Annotated in this window: 16 protein-coding genes and 1 tRNA gene; 5 read left to right on the plus strand and 12 right to left on the minus strand. The window is 29.0% G+C overall.

Annotation, left to right across the window (positions count from 1 at the left end; translation table 11 throughout):
* Window positions 1-27: 27 nt before the first annotated feature.
* Window positions 28-1,017: a class 1 fructose-bisphosphatase gene (fbp, locus tag IPP08_06880; GenBank protein ID QQS65512.1), complete on the plus strand. Its 990-nt coding sequence runs from the start codon at window positions 28-30 to the stop codon at window positions 1,015-1,017.
* Window positions 1,018-1,080: 63 nt separating this feature from the next.
* Here the strand turns inward: fbp and IPP08_06885 are convergent, their stop codons facing one another.
* A complete protein-coding gene (locus IPP08_06885; protein ID QQS65513.1) occupies window positions 1,081-1,761 on the minus strand; it encodes a hypothetical protein in 681 nt (226 codons plus the stop codon).
* Between the two features lie 209 nt (window positions 1,762-1,970).
* Between IPP08_06885 and IPP08_06890 the strand changes: the two genes are divergently transcribed.
* Complete coding sequence (locus IPP08_06890) at window positions 1,971-3,449, plus strand: amidohydrolase (protein QQS65514.1); 1,479 nt, start codon at window positions 1,971-1,973, stop codon at window positions 3,447-3,449.
* Between the two features lie 52 nt (window positions 3,450-3,501).
* Here the strand turns inward: IPP08_06890 and IPP08_06895 are convergent, their stop codons facing one another.
* Together IPP08_06895 and IPP08_06900 are read right to left on the minus strand one after the other, a co-directional pair.
* Entirely contained in the window at window positions 3,502-4,584 is a 1,083-nt protein-coding gene (locus IPP08_06895) for a hypothetical protein (protein QQS65515.1), read from the minus strand.
* 37 nt (window positions 4,585-4,621) lie between these two features.
* Complete coding sequence (locus IPP08_06900) at window positions 4,622-6,538, minus strand: glycosyltransferase (protein ID QQS65516.1); 1,917 nt, start codon at window positions 6,536-6,538, stop codon at window positions 4,622-4,624.
* Between the two features lie 156 nt (window positions 6,539-6,694).
* On the opposite strand from IPP08_06900, the gene IPP08_06905 reads away from it, so the two are divergent.
* The 3 genes from IPP08_06905 to IPP08_06915 all read left to right on the plus strand — a co-directional run bounded on the left by IPP08_06905 (window position 6,695) and on the right by IPP08_06915 (window position 11,339).
* Entirely contained in the window at window positions 6,695-7,705 is a 1,011-nt protein-coding gene (locus IPP08_06905) for an amidohydrolase (GenBank protein ID QQS65517.1), read from the plus strand.
* 58 nt (window positions 7,706-7,763) lie between these two features.
* Window positions 7,764-9,827, plus strand: coding sequence for an Omp28-related outer membrane protein (locus tag IPP08_06910; GenBank protein ID QQS65518.1), 2,064 nt, complete (start codon window positions 7,764-7,766; stop codon window positions 9,825-9,827).
* A 144-nt stretch (window positions 9,828-9,971) separates the two neighbouring features.
* Window positions 9,972-11,339 (plus strand): DUF1446 domain-containing protein, encoded by a 1,368-nt coding sequence (locus tag IPP08_06915; GenBank protein ID QQS65519.1) that lies wholly within the window; start codon window positions 9,972-9,974, stop codon window positions 11,337-11,339.
* Window positions 11,340-11,718: 379 nt separating this feature from the next.
* On the opposite strand, the gene tnpA (IPP08_06920) is transcribed toward IPP08_06915, so the two are convergent.
* The 9 genes from tnpA (IPP08_06920) to IPP08_06960 all read right to left on the minus strand — a co-directional run bounded on the left by tnpA (IPP08_06920) (window position 11,719) and on the right by IPP08_06960 (window position 21,406).
* Window positions 11,719-12,153 carry an IS200/IS605 family transposase gene (gene tnpA, locus IPP08_06920; protein QQS65520.1) on the minus strand — a complete coding sequence of 145 codons (435 nt, stop codon included), beginning with the start codon at window positions 12,151-12,153 and terminating at the stop codon, window positions 11,719-11,721.
* Between the two features lie 207 nt (window positions 12,154-12,360).
* Entirely contained in the window at window positions 12,361-12,795 is a 435-nt protein-coding gene (gene tnpA / locus IPP08_06925) for an IS200/IS605 family transposase (GenBank protein QQS65521.1), read from the minus strand.
* 123 nt (window positions 12,796-12,918) lie between these two features.
* Window positions 12,919-13,209 (minus strand): hypothetical protein, encoded by a 291-nt coding sequence (locus tag IPP08_06930; protein ID QQS65522.1) that lies wholly within the window; start codon window positions 13,207-13,209, stop codon window positions 12,919-12,921.
* Between the two features lie 797 nt (window positions 13,210-14,006).
* Window positions 14,007-16,577: a class I SAM-dependent DNA methyltransferase gene (locus tag IPP08_06935; protein QQS65523.1), complete on the minus strand. Its 2,571-nt coding sequence runs from the start codon at window positions 16,575-16,577 to the stop codon at window positions 14,007-14,009.
* 256 nt (window positions 16,578-16,833) lie between these two features.
* On the minus strand, window positions 16,834-18,033 hold the full coding sequence (gene kbl, locus IPP08_06940) for a glycine C-acetyltransferase (GenBank protein QQS65524.1): 1,200 nt from the start codon (window positions 18,031-18,033) through the stop codon (window positions 16,834-16,836).
* Between the two features lie 57 nt (window positions 18,034-18,090).
* Window positions 18,091-18,852, minus strand: coding sequence for a class I SAM-dependent methyltransferase (locus IPP08_06945; protein ID QQS65525.1), 762 nt, complete (start codon window positions 18,850-18,852; stop codon window positions 18,091-18,093).
* Between the two features lie 11 nt (window positions 18,853-18,863).
* Entirely contained in the window at window positions 18,864-19,331 is a 468-nt protein-coding gene (locus IPP08_06950; protein ID QQS65526.1) for a hypothetical protein, read from the minus strand.
* 50 nt (window positions 19,332-19,381) lie between these two features.
* Window positions 19,382-19,455: transfer RNA gene (locus tag IPP08_06955), tRNA-His, on the minus strand.
* 124 nt (window positions 19,456-19,579) lie between these two features.
* On the minus strand, window positions 19,580-21,406 hold the full coding sequence (locus tag IPP08_06960) for a tetratricopeptide repeat protein (protein QQS65527.1): 1,827 nt from the start codon (window positions 21,404-21,406) through the stop codon (window positions 19,580-19,582).
* Between the last annotated feature and the right edge of the window lie 9 nt (window positions 21,407-21,415).

Below are 21,415 nucleotides of genomic sequence, written 5' to 3' on the forward strand. Positions count from 1 at the left end.
ACATTTTATTAACAATTACATTTAATAATGATTACTATTGAAAGACATATAGCTGAACAAGAAAATTTACATAAAGACGCTACAGGAATGTTTAGTAGACTAATAAGGGATTTAACTTTATCAATTAGAATAATCTCAAGAGAAGTACGTAGAGCTGGTTTAAATGACATTTTAGGAATGACTGGTACTGAAAATATTCATGGTGAGTCAGTTAAAAAACTTGATGAGTTTGCTAATAACACAATTATTCAAGCAATGCAATATGGTGGGCATGTTTGTGTTTTAGCTTCTGAAGAATGTGATGATTTAATTTATTTGCCAAAAGAATCTAATAAAGGAAATTATATATTATTGTTTGATCCACTTGATGGATCTTCTAATATCGATGCAGATGCTCCAATTGGTACCATATTTTCAATTTTAAAAAGAGAACCAAGATCTGAATTAACTGATGGAAATCTTGATGATGTTTTGCAGCAAGGAAACAAACAAATAGCTGCTGGTTATGCACTTTATGGTTCTAGTACTGTTGTTGTATTAACTTGTGGGAATGGAGTTGATATGTTTACTTATGACCCTACATTAGGTGAATTTTTACTTTCAAATTCAAACATTAAAATGCCTAACAAAGGTAAATATTATTCCATCAATGAAGGAAATTCCATTAATTGGTTTGATTCAACAACTAACTATGTAAAATGGGTGAAAGAAAGAGATGTTGAGACTAATAGGCCCTATAGTTTGAGATATATTGGTACTGCTGTTGGTGACATACACAGAACTTTAATATATGGTGGAACTTTCCTTTACCCTTCCGATAAAAAATCGCCTAATGGTAAGTTAAGGTTAATGTATGAAGTAAATCCTTTAGCATTCATTATTGAACAAGCTGGTGGTTTGGCTATTACATCTACTGGTGATAGGGTACTAGATATCAAACCAGAAAATTTACATCAAAGATGCTCTATAATTTGTGGTAGTATTGATGATGTTTTGAAAGCTAATAGTTTTATTTAATATTTAAATAAAAAATCCTGATTAAAATATTTAATCAGGATTTTTAATATTAAAATCAAAAATCTATTTTTTAGCTTTTCTTAATTCTTTAGCTATTCGCTTTTCTGAAGCAATTTTTTCTTTTGCATTTCTTTCTTCTTTAACCTTTCTTTTTTGATCTGCAACTCTTCTAGAAAGCTCGTCAAACAACTCATCTCTTTGTTTTTTTCTAATATCTGGATCTGAATTTAACTTACATTCTCTTTTTAAAATTAGTGTTAAAAAATAATAAATTAAATCACCAACACAAAAAAGATTTGTTCTATTAATGATAGCATCAGGACCGATTGAAGTGAGTAGTTTTTTATTATCTAGATCTGGAATTAAATATTGAATTGTATACTCTCCAAATCGAATTATAGATTTACCAAGTAACCCTAAATGAATTCCTGGACAACCCCACAAGTGATGCATGAATGAACCCTCAATTCCTTCACAGTAAATTTTAATCATCTTAGTATCAACTTTGATATCCATCATGAGCATTAATTCGTGAGCAATAATTCGCAAGCGATTATCTCCTCTATCACTTTTAACAATCTTATCTAAATCTTCTGCTGCATCCTTTCGAATTATTAAATCTTTTGCTCCACCATGATTAAATAACACTTCAACTGATGTTTCCATCAATTGTTCTCTCATTGTTCCAAATCCTATTAATGTGGATTCTTTTACTGGTATTGCTTTTGTTAGTTTCTTTGCCAAATTTAGTTCTATTTATTTTTATTAAATCTATTCTTTGAAGTAAGTTTATAACTTAATTTAAGTAACTTTTTTTTTATAGAAAAATATTTATTTCAGAAATTATAAATAAAAATTTATTTTTCAAAATAAATATCAATTCAATATATTTTCTAATAACTATAGCAATGTAATAAAAAATTATTTCACAACAATTTCAATTTTAAATTAAAATGAATTATAATGTTTCAATTGTTAATAGTAAAATATCTCATATTTGCAAATCCTCAAATAATGAATTAGTAATCGAAAACAAAAAGTTTTCTTTTAATGAAAATGCTTTTATATATCCTGGTTTTACAGATTCCCATTGTCATCTTTTTGGACTTGGATTAATGCAATCAAGAGTACAATTAAATGATTGCAAATCTGAAAAAGAATGTTCATTAAAAGTCCTAGAAGCCTCATTAAATCTATGTAGTAAGAATGATTGGATTATTGGTTTTGGTTGGAATCAAGAAAATTGGGATGTAAAAATAAATCCCACAAAAAATTCACTATCGAAAATAGAGAACCCAGTTTTACTATATCGAATTGATACTCATGCTATTTGGGTAAATGATAGAGCGTTACAATTAGCGGAAATTGACTATGATTCAATTATTGTTGGTGGAGAAATTTTATTTGATAAAAATAAAACTCCAACTGGAATTTTTATTGATAATGCAATTAAATTTTTCGAGAAATTAATTTCTCCTTTAACTAAATCCCAAAAATTAAATATATTAAAAAATAGTATTAATGAATGTTTGTTAATGGGGATAACAGAAGTTCATGATATGAATGTTGATTTTGAAATTTGTAATTTGATGTTTGAGGTTGCTAATAATAATGAAATGTTAATTAGAAATAATGTTTTCCTAAAATATGAAGATTCAAATATTGAATATTTTGTTGAACCAATTTTTACCAAAATCAATTTAGATGTAATAGGTTTTAAATTTTTTGCTGATGGTGCATTAGGTTCAAGAGGTGCTTATTTAATTGATAGATATTTTGATCAAGATACTTCAGGCTTGGGGCTTATTACAACAAATGATTTAATTGAAATTGCAACTAAGCCGTTATCTAAAAATTTTGCAATTGCAACTCATGCAATTGGTGATCGAGCAAATAGAAATGTTTTAAATGCTTACTCAATTTTAAGAAAAAATTTTCCAACTTCAATTCTTAGAATAGAACATTCTCAAATTCTGGATCTAAATGATTTGTACAATTTTAATAAGTATGATATTATACCATCAGTGCAGCCAATTCATTTTGTTTCTGATACGAAAATGGCAGAAAAAAGATTAGGTGTAAATAGATTAAAAAGTGCTTATTTGTGGAAATCCTTCTTAAAAGATAATGTTAAATTACTTGGGGGGAGCGACTTCCCTATCGAATCTCACAACCCATTAATGGGTATAAGAGCATTTTGTGGGTATGGTGACTCAGATTGGCATTCCAAAGAAATTATTGATTTGGATTCTGCAATTAAGGCATATACAATTTGGTCACAATATGGGTTACCAAAACAAAATAAAAGGGGTGAACTAAAAGTTGGTAATGATGCCGATTTAGTCGTGCTTTCAGGAAACCCTCTTGACTTTGATACTAAAGTATTAATGACTATTGTTGGTGGTAAAGTAGTTTATAATGTTGAAACATAAAAAAAGCTATCTAAAAAATAGATAGCTTAAATTTATCAACAAAATTTAAAAATTATTCTTTTAATAATTTTAAACTTTTAGCAAAATTTCCATTTATAAAAAACCTACAAAAGATAGTACCTGCAATTATATTTTCGCCATTTATTTTAAAACTATGGTTTCCTTTAATTAATTTTTCATTGACTGGTACATAAATTGTTTTTCCATTTACATCAGATAATTCAATTCTTACATTACTATTTTCTAACAAATCAAAATTAATAGTTGAATTTTTTAAAATAGGATTTGGATTGCATTGAAAATTATTTACTAATATATAATTTTCTGATACACCACCCGGACCGCCAGTGTCTTTCGGCATAATTGGACTCAAAGGTGAATAATAGATAGCTGAAGTAATACTATCTTCTGTTTTATTCATATTAACAGTTGCAATAGCAAAATATCCTTCACCTGTATTTCCATACCAATTATATCTAACTGTCCTTGATGGTGTGCCTGGACCAAATTTAATTACAGTAACTGATCTTACTCTAAGTGCTTTAATAGTCACAAATTTATTTTTAACAGTATCTCTTATTTTTACTTCTCCAATTCCGTCAACTAATCCAGAATCTAAAATAGTATAATGAAGAGATGTATCTGCTGAATAATCAGCTTTATTATCACTATCCCAAGAACCTCCTCTCTGAATTGGGAAGTTGCCGAGTTTAATCCAACCAACTTTATACCTTGTTACTCGTTGATTATCAGGGCATGCACCTAAAAGAATCATACCAGGATTTCCAATAAAATAATAATCAAAAGATGAATCTTTTGAAGTTAAAGTTTTAACTAAGAAATTAGAAAAATCAAATTGTGGATCACTTTTACAAGCAGATTTAGCAACAGATGTATCAAAATAAATTGTACCTGATGGAATAGTATCAAAATTAATTTCAGAGAAATCCCAAATAGTTCTTGAACCAAATGGATTTAATTTAAAATTTCCATAAGATGAATCAGAATTAAAACTATAAAATTTTTGATTCCTTCCAGATAATATTTTGAAAGAATCTTTTTGAATTGTAACTTGTGAATAGCTAATGTAAGTTAAAAAACAAAAAACAAGTAGATGAGCTATTGAATACTTCATTAGTTAAAAATTTATTTAAAAAAATAATTATACAAAATTAACACTTTATACTTTCTTTTATAACTGTTTTTTCGAATAGTATAGACAAAATTATTTCACAATCTAATAACAATGAACTATTGGCTGTATAATATTCTTCAATTTGTTTTAACTCATTTTGTTCAATTACTTTTTCTTTTGTTATCAAAGATGCTACAAACACTGCAGAACTATTTTTGTTACTTCCAAGTTTTGGAACTGATCCCACAAAGGGTCTCATTGAAAATAAAGCCTTTATTGTTTTTGACAAGTAATTATTTATTCTTAATTCTTTAGAGAAAATATATAACAATGGATAAGAAAACAGAAATAATATTTCTAGAATTTTATCTCTAATAATTTTCGAAATACCAAACTTATAATTTGTTAATATATTTAAATTAGTAATTTGATTCCCTTGATTATATACATGAAATTGTGCTGATAATAAAGATGTCCTTTTCATTGCAGCAACAACTAAACTATAATTAAGTTTATCATCTACAATAAAGATATCTGTTATTGAATTTAACTTAATTACTTGAAAAATATTTTCAATGGTGCCTAAACCATCTTCTAATTTATTCTGATTAAATTCAGATTGGTCAGCATAAATTGTACCTAAAATTTTTACAGGTCTTCCCAAAAATAATCTTCTTATAGAATTTTTAATTTCAGGTTTGACTTTAGAACTGCTCAATAATGCAATTCTTTTAATAGCTTCAATTCCAAATGTTCTTGAATAAAGCAACAAAATAAATCTTCCAAATACACCTGCTGAAACTGATATTGCCGTTGTTAATAAAATCACTCCTCTACTAAATGCAAAACTTTTGAAAAAATAAGGAAGAGTACTCAAGAAAAAGAATCCGAACATAAAGCCAAGCAAGGATCTTTGTACAATACTTTCATCTTTCCTATATGCACCGCTTATAGCAAGTGAAAATACAAATACAATAGGGGGTGCAACATAAACCCATGGTACAGCATAATCTGGGTAATAAAACAACTTTCCAAATTTTTGATATGTACTAATTGAAAAACCTAGTAATGTAAATATTAAATCTAAAATAGCAAATCTCCAAAATGGGAATTTCTCATTTAACTGTGCAAAAGTTCTTCTAAACCTAATTCCAAATTTTAACAATTGCAGTAGTAATTTATTTTTACCATAATGTTTTCTAGTAAAAATTTCCATTGCATTATAAAATACAAATAACTTATCTAAAGAACTCCTTTTAGTACTTTCACCTTTTATATGAATAATTGATGTGGAAGGAGTATAATATACTTTCCCATATTTCTGAGCTCTAAAACATAAATCTAAGTCTTCACCATACATAAAAAAATCTTCATCAAACCCACCAAGTTTTTTCAAAACATCACCCTTACAAAAAACAAAACAACCACTTACTGAATCAACAACCGATTCATCTTCAAAGTCAAGATAAGATAATTTGTATGTACCAAAAATTTTAGAGTTTGGGAATATTTTAGATAGCCCGAACAGATGAGAAAATGAACCAAAAGGAGTTGGAAAACCTCGTTTACAAGAACCATCAATTTTTCCATCTGGCATCATAACTTTACAACCTGCAATAACTGCATTAGAATTATTTTCCATAAATCCAATCATCGTTTTTATAGTATCCTCTTCTACAATTGTGTCTGGATTTAGTAATAGAATATATTCACCTAGAGCAATATTTATACCAATATTATTTGCTTTGCCAAAACCTAAATTTTCGTTTTGATAAAGTGTAATTATATCTGGTTGATCTCTATTTAACAATTCAATTGCATTATCAGTAGAAGCATTATCAACAACTATGATCTCCCATTCAAGCCCTTGCAATGCTTTTCTTAAAGAATCTATACAATTTAATAGAAGCTCACAGACATTATAATTTACTATTATTATACTTACTTTTTTCATTTATAATTAAAGTCAAAAATAATGAATTGAGTCTTGTTAAGATTTTATAAATAGTTATAATTTGTATATTAAATTTTTAATTATAAAATTACTTTTTCAATTTTCCATAATTAATAAATTATAAACTATTTTTGTAACCAAATTTTAATAGCAACATTGAAAATAGATTTACATACTCATATACTTCCCAAAAATTGGGAAGACTTGAAAAGCAAATACGGTTATGGCGGATGGGTAAGGCTTGAACACTTTAAAAAAGGATGTGCTAGAATGATGATTGATAATAAATTTTTTAGAGAAATTCAAGAAAACTGTTGGGATGAAGAAGCTAGGATTAGAGAATGTGATTCAATGAATATTAAAATGCAAACTTTATCAACAGTACCTGTAATGTTTAGTTATTGGGCTAAGAAATTAGATGCTTTAGATATTTCTCAATTTTTAAATGATCATATTGCTGAAATTGTAATTAAGTATCCAAAAAGATTTTCTGGTTTAGGAACCATACCTATGCAAGCTCCTAATTTGGCTGCTATTGAATTACAAAGATGTATGTTAGATTTGGGGTTAAGGGGAATTCAAATTGGAACAAATGTAAATGGGATTAATTTAGATGATGAAATGTTCTATCCAATTTGGGAAATGGCAGAAAAAACTGGTGCTTCAATTTTCGTTCACCCTTGGGATGTGATGAGCAAAGAAAGAATGCAAAGATATTGGATGCAATGGTTAGTGGGTATGCCTAGTGAAACAACAATTTCTATTATGTCTCTAATTTTTGGTGGTGTAATTGATAAATTCCCAAATGTTAAATTTTGTTTTGCTCATGGTGGTGGAAGCTTTTTAACTACGTTTGCTAGAATCAGACATGGATTTTTTGCCAGACCAGATTTGATGCAATTAAATACTGAAAAAGATCCTATTGATTATATTAAAAACTTATACTTTGATACTTTGGTTCATGATCCAATTGTTTTAAATTTAATGATTAATATGGTTTCTGAAAATCAAATTGCTTTAGGATCTGATTATCCTTTTCCTTTAGGTGAATTGTATGCTGGTGAATTAGTTGAAAGCATGACTGAACTTAGTAATGAAACTAAACAAAGATTATTAAGTGGTACCGCTTTAGAATTTCTTAATCTTAAAAAGGAATTTATTATTTAGTTATGTGTATATTTATTTATAGATTCTCTATCTAACTCAATTTATATCAATTTTAGTTATGAAAAAAAAACTAAGTTCAATTGAATTGTTTGTATTAGTTGTTACTTTTACATTCAATTATTCAATCACTTTTTCACAAACACCTAGAATGGTTTTGATGGAAGAAGCAACAAATGCAAGTTGTGGTCCGTGTGCTGCACAAAACCCTACTTATGAAGCTTGGTTAAATAGAAGTGATATCCAAAAGAATGTTATTCCACTTTGTTATAGATCTAAGTATCCAGGTAAAGATGTTATGAATGCGGCAAACCCAACAATGCACAATGCTAGAGTTGATTATTATTCAGATCCAATTAAAAATATTCCTTACAATATTACTGGTGTTCCAACTTCAATTTGTAATGGCAAAATTCCAAAAGGAAATGGATACCCAGGTGCGCCTTCTGATGTTAAAACTTTTACTGATAAAATAAATCAAACTCCAAAATTCTCTCCAATTACCATATCTATAAATGAAGTAAGAATTTTAGACTCTTCTAAAGTTACTGTTCGAGTTAAAAGTACTGAAAAATTAAGTTCTAAAGTTCTTCAAATTGCTGTTGTTGAAGGTCATCATTATTATGAAAGTGCAGGTGGAAATGGTGAAAAAGATTTTTACCATATAGTTAGAAGCATGCTTCCAACCCATGAAGGAACTATTATTAATCTAAATCTAAATGAGGAAGCTGTTATAAACCAAAGTTATTCAATTAGTAAAACTTGGAATAAAGATGAAATTTATATAGTTGCTTTTATTCAAGATAATGATTCTAGAGAAGTATTGCAAGCCGCATCAAATCAAGGTTCTTTTGAAATTAAAATGGATGATAAGTTTACTAAATTGCTTGAACCAAATAAATTAAACTCAAATTGGAATTTAAATTTAACTCCCACAAATCCTGGAAATTATAAATATGAAATAAATAGTTCATTACCTCAAGGATGGACTAGTGCCATTAAGTTAAACAATAATGTTGTTATTGATTCTGGTTACATTGATACAAAATCTGGTAATCAATTTAATTTTGATGTTAATTTCTCATTAACTCCAAATGCAAAAATTGGAAAAGGTTTAATTTCAATACTTGTTACTGGTACTAATGCAACTAGATATATATTCAATTTCAAACTTTATTCTTCTTCTGCTGATGTTGTGGTTCTAAGCCATGATGAAGGTCTACCTGAAATATTAGATTCTTATATGGAAGGCTTAAATGATACAAAATATTCTTACCTCCCAATTGATAAAGAAGATGAAAATTTGGTTGATAAAAATAATTTTAAAGTTGTTTTATTTCAATCAGGAAAATCAATAATTGACTCTTTAGATGTTTCATATTTAAAGAACTTAATGGATACCAAATCTAAATTATTAATTGCTGGTGCTGAAATTTCATGGGGATTAGTTGATACTGGTTCTGCTAACCGAGGTTATTTCCAAGACAATTCTTTTGTTAGAAATTATTTGCATGCAAATTATATTGGTGATACCGGACCTTCATTTAATATCAATGGGAAAAGTAATGATCCTATTTCAAATGGAATGTCATTTGCAATTAATAAAGGTGTACCGAATCAGGATACTCCAGACGAAATAAAAGCCCTAAACGAAGCTAAACCTATATTCTTCTATGGAAGTGAAAACAACAATCGTCAGGCGGGATTAAGATATGCAGATCAGAATAAATATAGGCTAGTCTATTTGGGTTTTGGACTTGAAGGTATATCAGATTTAAATAAAAGAACTTCTGTTCTTCAAAAAAGTATTGATTGGTTGTTAAGTAATGAAACTACAACTTCAGTTGATTTAAATAACGAGTTAAAAAACTCTATCACATTGATTGGTCCTAACCCTGCAAATGACATTGTTGCATTTGATTTAAAATTACAAAATAATTCTGTTATAGATGTTCAAGTTCTTAATTCTATTGGTGAAATTGTAAAAATGTTACCAAGTAAAAATTATTCAAAAGGCGTTCATAATTTAATTATTGATGTTAACAATTTAAACTCTGGAGTTTATTCAGTTAACTTTCAAATAGGTAATAAAAATATAAACGAACATTTTGTAATTAATAAATAAATTTTTCATAAAATATATAACAAAGTAACTACGAGAATTTATAAAATAGAATCTCGTAGTTATTTTTTTTTCAAAAACTGATATTGGTTTATACTATTTCATTTAATACTTTTATTTTTACAATTAATTTTTTTAAAACCATAAATGAGTAAAACAATTCGCATAGCTTCTGGCCAGGGATTTTGGGGCGACCTCCTAACAGCTCCATTTGATCAAGTTTCTAAGGGTAAAATAGATTATATGATGATGGATTATTTGGCTGAAGTTACAATGTCTATTGTTCAAAAACAAAAGTTAAAAAATCCGAAATTAGGATATGCAAAAGATTTAGTTTCAACTATTGAAACTATTTTACCACTCTTAAAATCTCAAGGTGCTAAGCTAATTACAAACGGTGGTGGAGTAAATGTATGGGGCTGTGCTGAAGCAATTGCTGAGGTTGCAAAAAAACTTGGCATTAGCATTAAAATTGGAGTTATAACTGGAGATGATATTTTAGATGATATTGACAATTTGATATTAGAAGGAGCAGAATTGAAGAATATGGAATCTGGTGAAACAATTGAGACTGTAAGAGACAGAATTTTATCTGCTAATGTTTATATAGGTGCTGTTCCAATTGTTAAAGCCCTTGAAATGGGTGCCGATGTAATTGTTTCTGGAAGAACTACCGACACTGGTTTAACTTTAGCTCCAATGATATATGAATTTGGTTGGGATTTTAATGATTGGGATAAACTTGCTTGCGGAACTGTTGCAGGTCATATAATTGAATGTGGTGGACAAGCTTCTGGAGGTAATTATATGGAGGATTGGGAAAATGTTCCTGATTTGGCAAACATTGGCTTCCCTATTATTGAAGCCCATGAAGATGGTACTTTTTATGTTACAAAACATGATGGAACTGGAGGAAAGGTATCTCGTGGAACTGTTGCAGAGCAATGCTTATATGAAATTGGAGATCCTAAAAATTATATTACACCAGATGTTATTGCAGATTTTTCTACAATTAATTTGCTAGATGAAGGAAATAATAGAGTAAAAGTGTTTGGCATTAAAGGGAGAGAAAATACTCAATTTTATAAAGTTTCAATGAGTTATTCAGATGGGTTTTCTGCATTTGCATCTTTAACTTATTCATGGCCCAATGCAATTAAAAAAGCTAAAGCTGCTGATGCAATTTTAAGACAAAGACTTGAAAATTTGGGGCTGAAATTTGATGAGGTTTTAACTGAGTATATTGGCTACAATGCTTGCCATGGAGCTTTATCTGAAAATGCAAACCCTGACCCAGAAGAAGTTATGATGAGGATTGGAGTTAGAGGTCAAGATTACAAATCTATTGAAAGATTCGGAAAAGAAATTGCTCCATTAATATTAACTGGTCCACCTAATGTTACTGGCTTTGCTGGTGGCAGACCCAAACCATCGGATGTTGTTGCTTATTACCCAGCTTTAATTAAAAAAGAGTTTATTGACTCAAGATTAAAAGTAGAAATACTAAGTGTTTAATTTTTAAAATAATAAAAGGTTTGTTTGGTATTAAATATATTATACTGCAAACTCATATTGATAGCACCCGAACCAATTACAGGAATCTTGTATTTCAAGCTTGCAATAGCAGAGTTTAAATTTGCCACACATGCACGAATGTTTTTCTTATTCGTGCATTCTTGGCAAAAATTGTTTTGCTATTAACATAATATTTACTAGCTTAATTATTGATTTTATTACCCTTGTTATAATCTATTTATAAAAAACTTTTTAATCCAATTTTATGGCTTCATATTCTTTTTTTGTTAAACCAAATTCAGGGTCTATTACTTTTACTTCGTCATAAGTGAGTTCGTAAAGTTGGTAAACTAATTGGTCTATTTGGGTTTCTGATAAATCATTTATTTTCAAATCCATATAATTTTATAAACTCATCATATTCCTGCTGAAATGTTTTCTTGGCATGATGTTGCTTTTGGTTTTTTATATATTCATATACTTTTTCAACGACTGATTCGGAAACAGAATATGCTGCATATCCTGTTTGCCAAGCAAATTTATCATCGATAAGATTGTTTTGATTTATATAGTGAGAGCTACTACCCTTAATCTGTTTTATTATATCTGCAATAGATTTTTGCGGGCTTAGCATAAACAAACAATGCATGTGGTCAGGCATACCATTGATGATTCTTACAGGACAACCTTGCTCACGAAATTGCTCAGTAATAAATTGATGAATTTTATTTTCAACCGATGAATGTATTAAAGGCATTCGTTCTTTGGTTGACCAGATGGCGTGTATCCAAATTTTGTTGAATGAATGTGGCATATTTAATTTTTCTTAATTCTAATTTTTAAACCGTTAAAACGGTTTTGTTTAATTCCACGAATTCCTATAGCCCACGGTTAAAACCGTGGGCTATGATTAGTACACGATGAGATTTGAATGGGTTTATCCATTTTCTATAATTTTTATTTCTTCTTCTGAAGGTTGTATAGCTTATAGACTAATTGATCTATTCGATTTTCTAATAAATCATTTATTTTCAAATCCATATATTTTTATAAACTCATCATATTCCTGCTGAAATGTTTTCTTGGCATGATGTTGCTTTTGGTTTTTTATATATTCATATACTTTTTCAACGACTGATTCGGAAACAGAATATGCTGCATATCCTGTTTGCCAAGCAAATTTATCATCGATAAGATTGTTTTGATTTATATAGTGAGAGCTACTACCCTTAATCTGTTTTATTATATCTGCAATAGATTTTTGCGGGCTTAGCATAAACAAACAATGCATGTGGTCAGGCATACCATTGATGATTCTTACAGGACAACCTTGCTCACGAAATTGCTCAGTAATAAATTGATGAATTTTATTTTCAACCGATGAATGTATTAAAGGCATTCGTTCTTTGGATGACCAGATGGCGTGTATCCAAATTTTGTTGAATGAATGTGGCATATTTAATTTTTCTTAATTCTAATTTTTAAACCGTTAAAACGGTTTAGTTTAATTCCACGAATTCCTATAGCCCACGGTTTAAACCGTGGGCTATGGTTGATACACGATGATATTTGAATGGATTTATCCATTTTCTACAATTTTTATTTCTTCTTCCGTCAAATCGTAAAGCTGGTAAACTAATTGGTCGATTTGGTTTTCTAAATCTTTTGTGTCTGCTGAGTAGTTTTGTGATTTTTTAGTCAATATTTGTTTGATTAAGGTTTCTATTATTGAAAAATTATCAATATGTTTTGGTAGTGGAAAATTATTGACATCATAAACTAAAATTTTCGGAAAAGCTCCCTTTGTTGCTTTTGGCGAAGAATTGAAATGATAAAATGTTGCAAGTTTTGAATTGAAAATTGCAAGCAAACATTCCAAATGAAAAGAATTTGAGTGGTTTTTTTAATACTTTTTGTGGTAATTATGGTGTAGAGTTATTCTTGATACAAATTGCGGTTACAAAAGCCTATTGATTAGCTACCTTTTTCTAATCACAAGCTTTTTCTGTTGCGTCAAAATTTGCAGAATATCTTGGATTAGCAATTCCTTTACTGATATAATAATGCATTCTTTCCAATTCACTTACCGAATTTGTTGATTAAGCTCCCACGCAATAAAGGTCTAAACGTTTCATCTTTTTTGAAAGTTTGAACAAATGGCTTTTCCTGCATTGTCTTTTCGTCTTGCTTAGGCTTGCCTTTTCCTTTCTGAAATGGTTTAGTTCCTTGAGTGATTTTAGAAACATTATCAAGTTTTAAAAGAGCAGAAAACTTAAAATCAATCTTTGAAGCAAAGTCTGAAAGATAAATCTAATCTTAATTTTTATAATTTTCAGAAATTTCTTTTTTGCAAATTGGTTTTCTATTAAATTCTTTTTAAAAATAATTTGAACGGTCTTTGAACCAATGTTATATCATTTTCGGTTTTTTGTGACTTGGAAATTATAGTTTCTTACTGTGGCTTCTTCAAATATGTTGAAATTATATGCATCTAAAATTATGTGTGTTAAAACAAGAAACTAAACGATAGGATTTGGCGTTTAAAGTTAAGCAACCAAGTATTTGGAACAATAAAACATAGTTCTGAAAGGTCTTTTAAATTATATGAACGTTCAAAAAAAGTCATATAAATATCAAATTGATAATCGCAAAACTGATAATTACTTTTTATGAGACTTTCGTTTTTTCACTGAATAATGCACCATATGGCGGATTCCCAATCACCACATCAAAACCCACAAAATCGCCTTCATCATTCAGCACTTCGGGAAATTCAAAACGCCATTCAAAAGCGTTCTCAAATATTTTGTTCGCTTTTATTTCTTCAATTTCGGTTTCTAATTTTTGGGTTTCTTCGGTTAGTTGCGATACTTTTTTATTCCAATCAGCTTTTTCCTTTTTGCTCATTTCAAAAATTTGAACTTGATTTATCAATTGAAATAAATCACCTGTAAGTTTTTGAAGCTTTTTTACTTTAGGGTCATTCAAAGAAATTTCGCTTCTGAAATCCGATTTAATGTCGGTAATCAGTTTTTCCATTTCTCTTTTTTGTTCTTTGCTTTCAGCATTCCTATAAGTGTCAACTGCAATTCTGTAACTATCAATAGACCACTTACTCTTTTTGAGTGCTTGGCTCAAATCAGCATCAATGGCAAAACGGCTTACTAAAGAGTTTCCGCATTTTATATTGATGTCAATATTTGGCAATGTTTCTAATTCCCATAGCCCACGGTTTAAACCGTGGGCTATGTCGGTTTTGTAATAAGCGTTTTTCAATAACTCAATCCACAAACGCAAACGACAAATTTTTACGGAGTTTGGATTGATGTCCACACCGAAAAGGCAATTTTCAATTATAGTTTGCTTTTCGTGAAAAAGGGTTTCTTGTATTCGCTGACTTTCTTTATTTGTAGGGTTGTAGTCGAAAAGTTCACCTTCTTCGTCTGTTACAATTAGCTCATCATTTACAACTTCAACTTGATATTCTTTCAGGCGTTTTCCGTCACGGTCTTGCAGAATTTTCAAGTCGTTTTTAACGGCAATCATTTCATTAAGTGCCGAAACTAAAAAGTGCCCTGAACCAACGGCAGGGTCGCAAATCTTGATGCTGTTTACTATTTTGTTGGCTTCCTTTCGGTCTTCAATTTTATCGTAGAGTTCTTCAATGTCTTTGCAATTCCATTTTTTTGTTTCGTTGAATTTTTGAACCACCGCTTTGCGGATAGTTTCACAGCACATATACATTGTAATGAAACCTGGCGTAAAGAATGAACCGTCTTTGTAGCCGTTTATTTTCTCGAAGATTAAACCAAGAACAGAAGCGTTAATGAGTGATTTATTATCTTCTTGTATTTCTTCCGAACCTTCACTTGTAAAGTCGTAAGCGTTTAAGAAGTCAAATAAATATTCTAAGGTTGTTAAATTTCCTGTTCGTTTTTTGCCTTGGTCGTTTTTGAGAACGGTTGATGAAATAACAGGAATCTTTTTATCATCTTTTAAATTGCTGATGAATAAAGTTACTTGTTCAATTTCTGTCGGCTCAAATAGCGAACTGTTTAAGTAAGGAACTTTTTCAAATGTCTTTTTTACATCTTGGTTTCTGTCGTCATATTTACGAGCCAAGACCTGAAAAAACAAGCTGTTTAGGTCGTCATAGTTTTTGATTTTGTCCAAACTTAAAAACGAATACGATTTGTCGCCCTTGTGATAAGTGATTAACTGAGCCTCTAATAATTTGAGAAATAAAATTCTGTTTATCCAAGTAATGCTTAATTCAAGTCCTACATTGAATAAGCGTTCTTGTTGAGTATTTCCAAATTGGCTTGGTCTGTCTAATCGGTTTATTTTGTCTAAACTGTCAAGCTGAATGATTGCATCTTCGAGAATGCTTCCTGAATTTCTTTCGCCTTCTTTATTTCTTTCAATTAGTTTTTTGCTTCCTTCTTTGGTTTCTGTCAAACCAATGATGTGTAATAACTCGCTGTAAAACCTTTTGTCAAGGCTGTTGCTGTCGTTGGTAAAAGGAAGTTTTAAAAGATGCTCCGCTGAAAGAAGTTTGAATAACGCAATGAGTTTGTTGTCGTCTGCCTTGTCAGAGTTGCGAAGTGGTTTTTGATATTCTTGTAAATCGAAGTATGTAAATTCAATTTCTGTTTTGATGTCGGCAATGAAAGGTTCTGCAATTTGTTTGTAGAAAAAATCGGTTTTGGTGTCTGCCAAACGCCCACCTTCAAAGTCATTGAATTGTTTTACAAGGTTTTTGTTTTGAGCAAAGAGCCTGTCGAATAAAGTAGCATCAAAAATGAACCATTCGTTTATGTTGGTAGCCACCAAGTATTTTACTTCAAGGTTTTTATCTGTTATTCTTTCTCGCAAGTAGTAAAGCACTAATTCCTGAAACGCTTTAGCGTTCAGTTTTTTAGTGGTTATCATTTCAGATTTGTTTGTCGGCTTTTTTGCTTCAATGATTACCCCGACAGAACTACTTGCGTTATTTCCATTATGAATAACAAGGTCGTTTCGACCTTTGGTATTTATAAAATGGTTTGGGTCATAATAAGTTTTCTTTAAAAAGTCAATGACAAGGTTTTTATGAAACTCTTCGCTTTCGGTGTCATTTGTCCTGTCGAGTAACTGGATAAGATTGGTTTTGAAACCTTCAATTTCAGACCTATTAGGCTTGACTTTTAAAAAGGCTTTGTTTAGAGCCTTTCTTGGTTTCAATTCAATAATTTCCATTTACTCTTTTTTATAAGTATGTTTTAAATTGCTTATATACTTTTTAATGTCTGAAAAGTTTGTCAGTGTATTGGCAAAATTTATCTATGTAGATTTTGTGTAGGAGTCAGTTTCAAGTTAAGTAAAGTTATTAGATTAATCAATCCTAATCATTAAGCCAAGCTAATAATTTATTGCATTATTATTTGTAAAGACTTTTAAAAAAAATTTTAATCAATAAATCAATTCAAAAAAATCATATATCACACTTAACTAATTACTTAATAACCCCCAATTCAACACCAACTTTAGTAAATGCATCAATAGCTCTATCTAATTGATCTTTAGTATGAGCAGCACTAATTTGTACTCTAATTCTAGCACCACCTTTAGGGACAACAGGAAAGAAAAAACCAATAACATAAATACCTAAGGCTAAAAGTTTTTCTGCAAACAATTGAGCTAACTTAGCATCATATAGCATTATAGGAACTATAGGGTGAACTCCAGGCTTTATGTCAAGTCCTGCATTCATCATTTTCTCACGAAAATATTTTGTATTCGCTTCTAATTTATCTCTAAGTTCAGTTGAATCTGAAATTAAATCTAGTACTGCAATACTAGCACCAACAACCATAGGAGGTAAAGTATTTGAGAACAAATATGGTCTTGAACGTTGCCTTAGCATATCAATAATTTCTTTTCTAGCAGAAGTATAACCACCAATTGCACCACCAAGTGCTTTTCCTAAAGTTCCAGTAATAATATCAACTCTACCTAATGCATTACAATGTTCAGTAGCCCCTCTTCCTGTCTTACCCATAAAACCAGCAGCATGACATTCATCAACCATAACTAATGCGTTATATTTATCTGCTAAATCACATATTTGATCAATTGGAGCAATAACACCATCCATTGAAAATACTCCATCAGTTACAATAAGTTTTTGAACGCAACCATCATTATCTGCCTGAATTAATTGAGTTTCTAAATCAGATATATTAGCATTTTCATATCTATATCTTTTTGCTTTACAAAGCCTAACGCCATCAATAATTGATGCATGATTTAAAGCATCTGAAATAATTGCATCATTATCACTTAGAAGTGGTTCAAAAACACCACCATTGGCATCAAAACAAGCAGCATAGAGTATTGTGTCATCCAATCCATGGAACTTAGAGATTTTAGATTCTAACTCTTTATGAATATCTTGAGTACCACAAATAAATCTTACTGATGACATTCCATAACCGTGTGTATTTAACGCCTTAACAGCAGCTGAAATTACATTTGGGTGAGAAGATAAACCAAGATAATTGTTTGCACAAAAGTTTAATAATGTAGTGTTACTTCCAGAAATAGTAATTTCAGGGCTTTGTTTTGAAGTTATTACTCTTTCGTTTTTATATAAGCCAGCAGATTTAATTGAATCCAATTCAGTTTTTAAAAAAGGCTTTAATTTATTATACATAGAATTTAATTTATTACTAAATATTTTACTTTTATTTATAGTTAATTAGTTTAAAATTTACTTACTTAACTCAATATTACACATCCAAGCCCAACTTTTTAAAGGGGGTATTATTGTCATTAAAACTTTGTCAATTAATTCAGTTAAAAAATATAATGGTTTAAAAAGAAAAGTATTTCTAAATGGTACAGTAGCTAAAGATAAAATATGAAAATACTTTACATCAACTTTCTTAAAATATTTTTTTGCAAATTCAATGTCTTTAATCAACAAAGGATGTTCATCTTCAGTTCTCATTTCTGGTGTTCTATTTCTGTACCAGTTAATTATTGGGTTGTGTCCTAAAGGTTCAGAGAAAACCGCCTTCCCATTTTTTTTAAGAACCCTTTTAATTTCTGAAAAACTTTTTTCTAAATTTAGATGGTGAATAATTCCAGTACCACAAATCAAATCAAAAGTTTCATCAGGGAATTTTAAATCTTCAGCATTCATTACTAAAAATTCAGTTTGGTTATTCAAGCCTTGTTTATCTGCAATTTCTTTTGCAACTTCAATTGCTATAGGAGAAATATCAATTCCAGTTACATCAGCACCTTCTTTGGCAAGTCCAAAACCATAAGAGCCTGTTCCACAGCCATATTCAAGGCATTTTTTACCTTTAATATTTTCATTGATTAATTTTGAATAATAGTCCCTCGAGTTTGTTACAATAGAATAAAATTTATCTGCTTTTTGCCTTAAATCTGTTGTAAAAGAAACATCATGAAACCGTGCTTCATTTTCTAATCTTCTTTGAATTTCTAAATTATTTTCATTCATTTATTCTTGAATTACTTTAAATTATTTTCATTTTTAGTTGTACAATTATCAAAGTTATTTTCTGATAATTTCTCTAATAATTCTGGTATCAAAACAAAAAGTTCTGGAATTTTATCAATGTTAGTTTTAATTGCTCCTAATATATTTTCTTGTCTTGAAATTCTTGTTAACTCAATATCTTTTTGAATCATATCAATAAATTCATCAAATTCATTTTTATAGACTTCATATAAATATGTTTTTGATAAAATTAGAAGTGAATAAATCAAATCCTTTGGATCTGGATTTGAATTGTTTTTATGAAAAATAAAAGTATTATCATTAAATATTAATATTGAATATTTTATTTCATCAATTGTTATTATTTCTTTAACAGTTTTACCTATTAGAGAATCTAATGATTGAACAAGACCTTTAAAATTTTTTGCAAATAAAACTTTTTCAGCATTTATTTTATGTTTTTCTTCGATTAACCCCATAGATTTAAAAAAAAAAGCCTTGATGTAAAATCAAAGCTGAATTAAATTAGGGCGAGTAGTGGGTCTTGAACCCACGGCCTTCTGTGCCACAAACAGACGCTCTAACCAACTGAGCTATACCCGCCATAAATTATTATGCAAAGATAAAAAAATTATACCAACTATTTTAAACAAAAATTCCAATTATTGGATAAATACAAATTTCAAAAGATAAAATTAATATTGATCAAAATTTTTCTTACATTTTTTTAATTTTTATCACCTCTTAAATTTCTAATTTTCTGTCTCGATTTATTAATTAAAGTAGATTTCGGAAATTCAGTTAGAATTTGCATATAATTTGAAATTGCTTCATTTTTGTTGTTAAATTTTTCTTCATAAATTTCTCCACTTTTAAAATATATTAGATCTAGATTTTGAGAATTTGGAAACTCTATTTTAATAAATTTTAGAATAAATAATGCAGAATCAATTTGATTTAATTCTAAAAATATATCTGATTTTTTTATTAATGCATCTACACCAATATTTTCTTTTTTTGATAGATTAAAACATAATTGGTATTCTGACAATGCATCAATATACTTATTTTGTATATAATAAAAATCCCCTTTAGAAAAATGTTTTAATGCTTCTGGAATTTGATTTAAGTTATCTTGAATTAAATATAATTTTTCAATTGCATCGTTTGTTATATCCAACTTTGGGTTGTTAGAAATTTCTGTGAATCCTGCTAGAGCTTCATCAAACCTGCATTGATAATATAGCAGCATATTAATTTTTAATGTTGCTTCTTCCTTATATTTAGTTGCATAATTTAATCCACTACTTTTTTCGGAAATAACTTTATTATAATAAATTGCAGCTTTTGATGTATCTCCTAGTATTAAATATACATCACCTAATTTTAAATTTGCCTCAAAGATTGATTTGCTTTTTGGATATTCATCTAAAACAATCTGCAAATTATTTATTGCCAGATTATAATTTTTTAAAACTTTAGAAGTAATATCAGATAACTTAACTAATGATTCACCAGCAACAAAAGAACCTTTGTTGTCAGAAACAATTTGTTTGTATCTATCTATCAAATCATTAGCATCTTTCAATGAAATTATTTTACAACTTTTATATTTTTTCTCAAGAGAATTTACATAACCATAAATTGATGATTGATTTAATGGATTATTTTTTTCATAGTTATCTATAATATATTTGTAAGTTCTTAACGATTCATCATATTTTGATTCTTGATACATTTTATTAGCATAAGAATAAATTTTAGAGCCATTGGAATTTGTTGCTTTGTCATTTCTAACCACATAAGTGAAAGCATTCTCGAAGTCTTGTATTTCAGAATACAACCAAATTATAATTTGAGTTAATTCGTTAATTGCAACTTGGCCTTCAATTTTGTTTTTTAATATTGAAATGCAGGTTTTATTAAATGTATCAGATTCAGTAAAAAATGATAACTGATTAATTACATAATTAACTTGATTTGGATTTTCAGTTACATAGTCTATAAAAGATAAAATTGATTCTTCATTTTTAGAAATCTTTGCATAATATTTGCCTAGAACATCAGAAAATTCAGAATTCGAAACAAAGTACTTTTTACCTTGAATAATTGTATTAATAGCATTTTGGTAAAGAGTTAATCCTGCTTGAGCTTCTGCTACTGCTAAGTAATTACCGGACTTTTGTGGGTTTTGTTTTATTGCAATATCGAAGTAGAAATTTGAAGAATCTTTAAGATTATTTCTATATAAAATATCAGCAAATCTAAGTGTTAGCAAAAAATTATTTGGTTTTAAGAAAAATCTTTCACGAGTAATTGTTAATAAATCGGCGAGTGAGTTATTTTGAGAAAAAGTTCTATATATATCTTCATATAATTCATCTGAGTTCTTATCTAAATCATAAAGTTCTTTATAAATACGAGCTGCATTTTTAGTATCTCCTAAATTTTCGTAGCTATTTGCAAGCTTATACCTTGAGTTATCTAGTTCGGGTTGAGAAAAAACTAAAATGGGGTACATGCAAATAAAAATAACTAAACTTAATTTTTTCATTAGTAAACA

It is taken from the genome of Chlorobiota bacterium (assembly GCA_016700335.1).
GTDB lineage: Bacteria > Bacteroidota > Ignavibacteria > OLB7 > OLB7.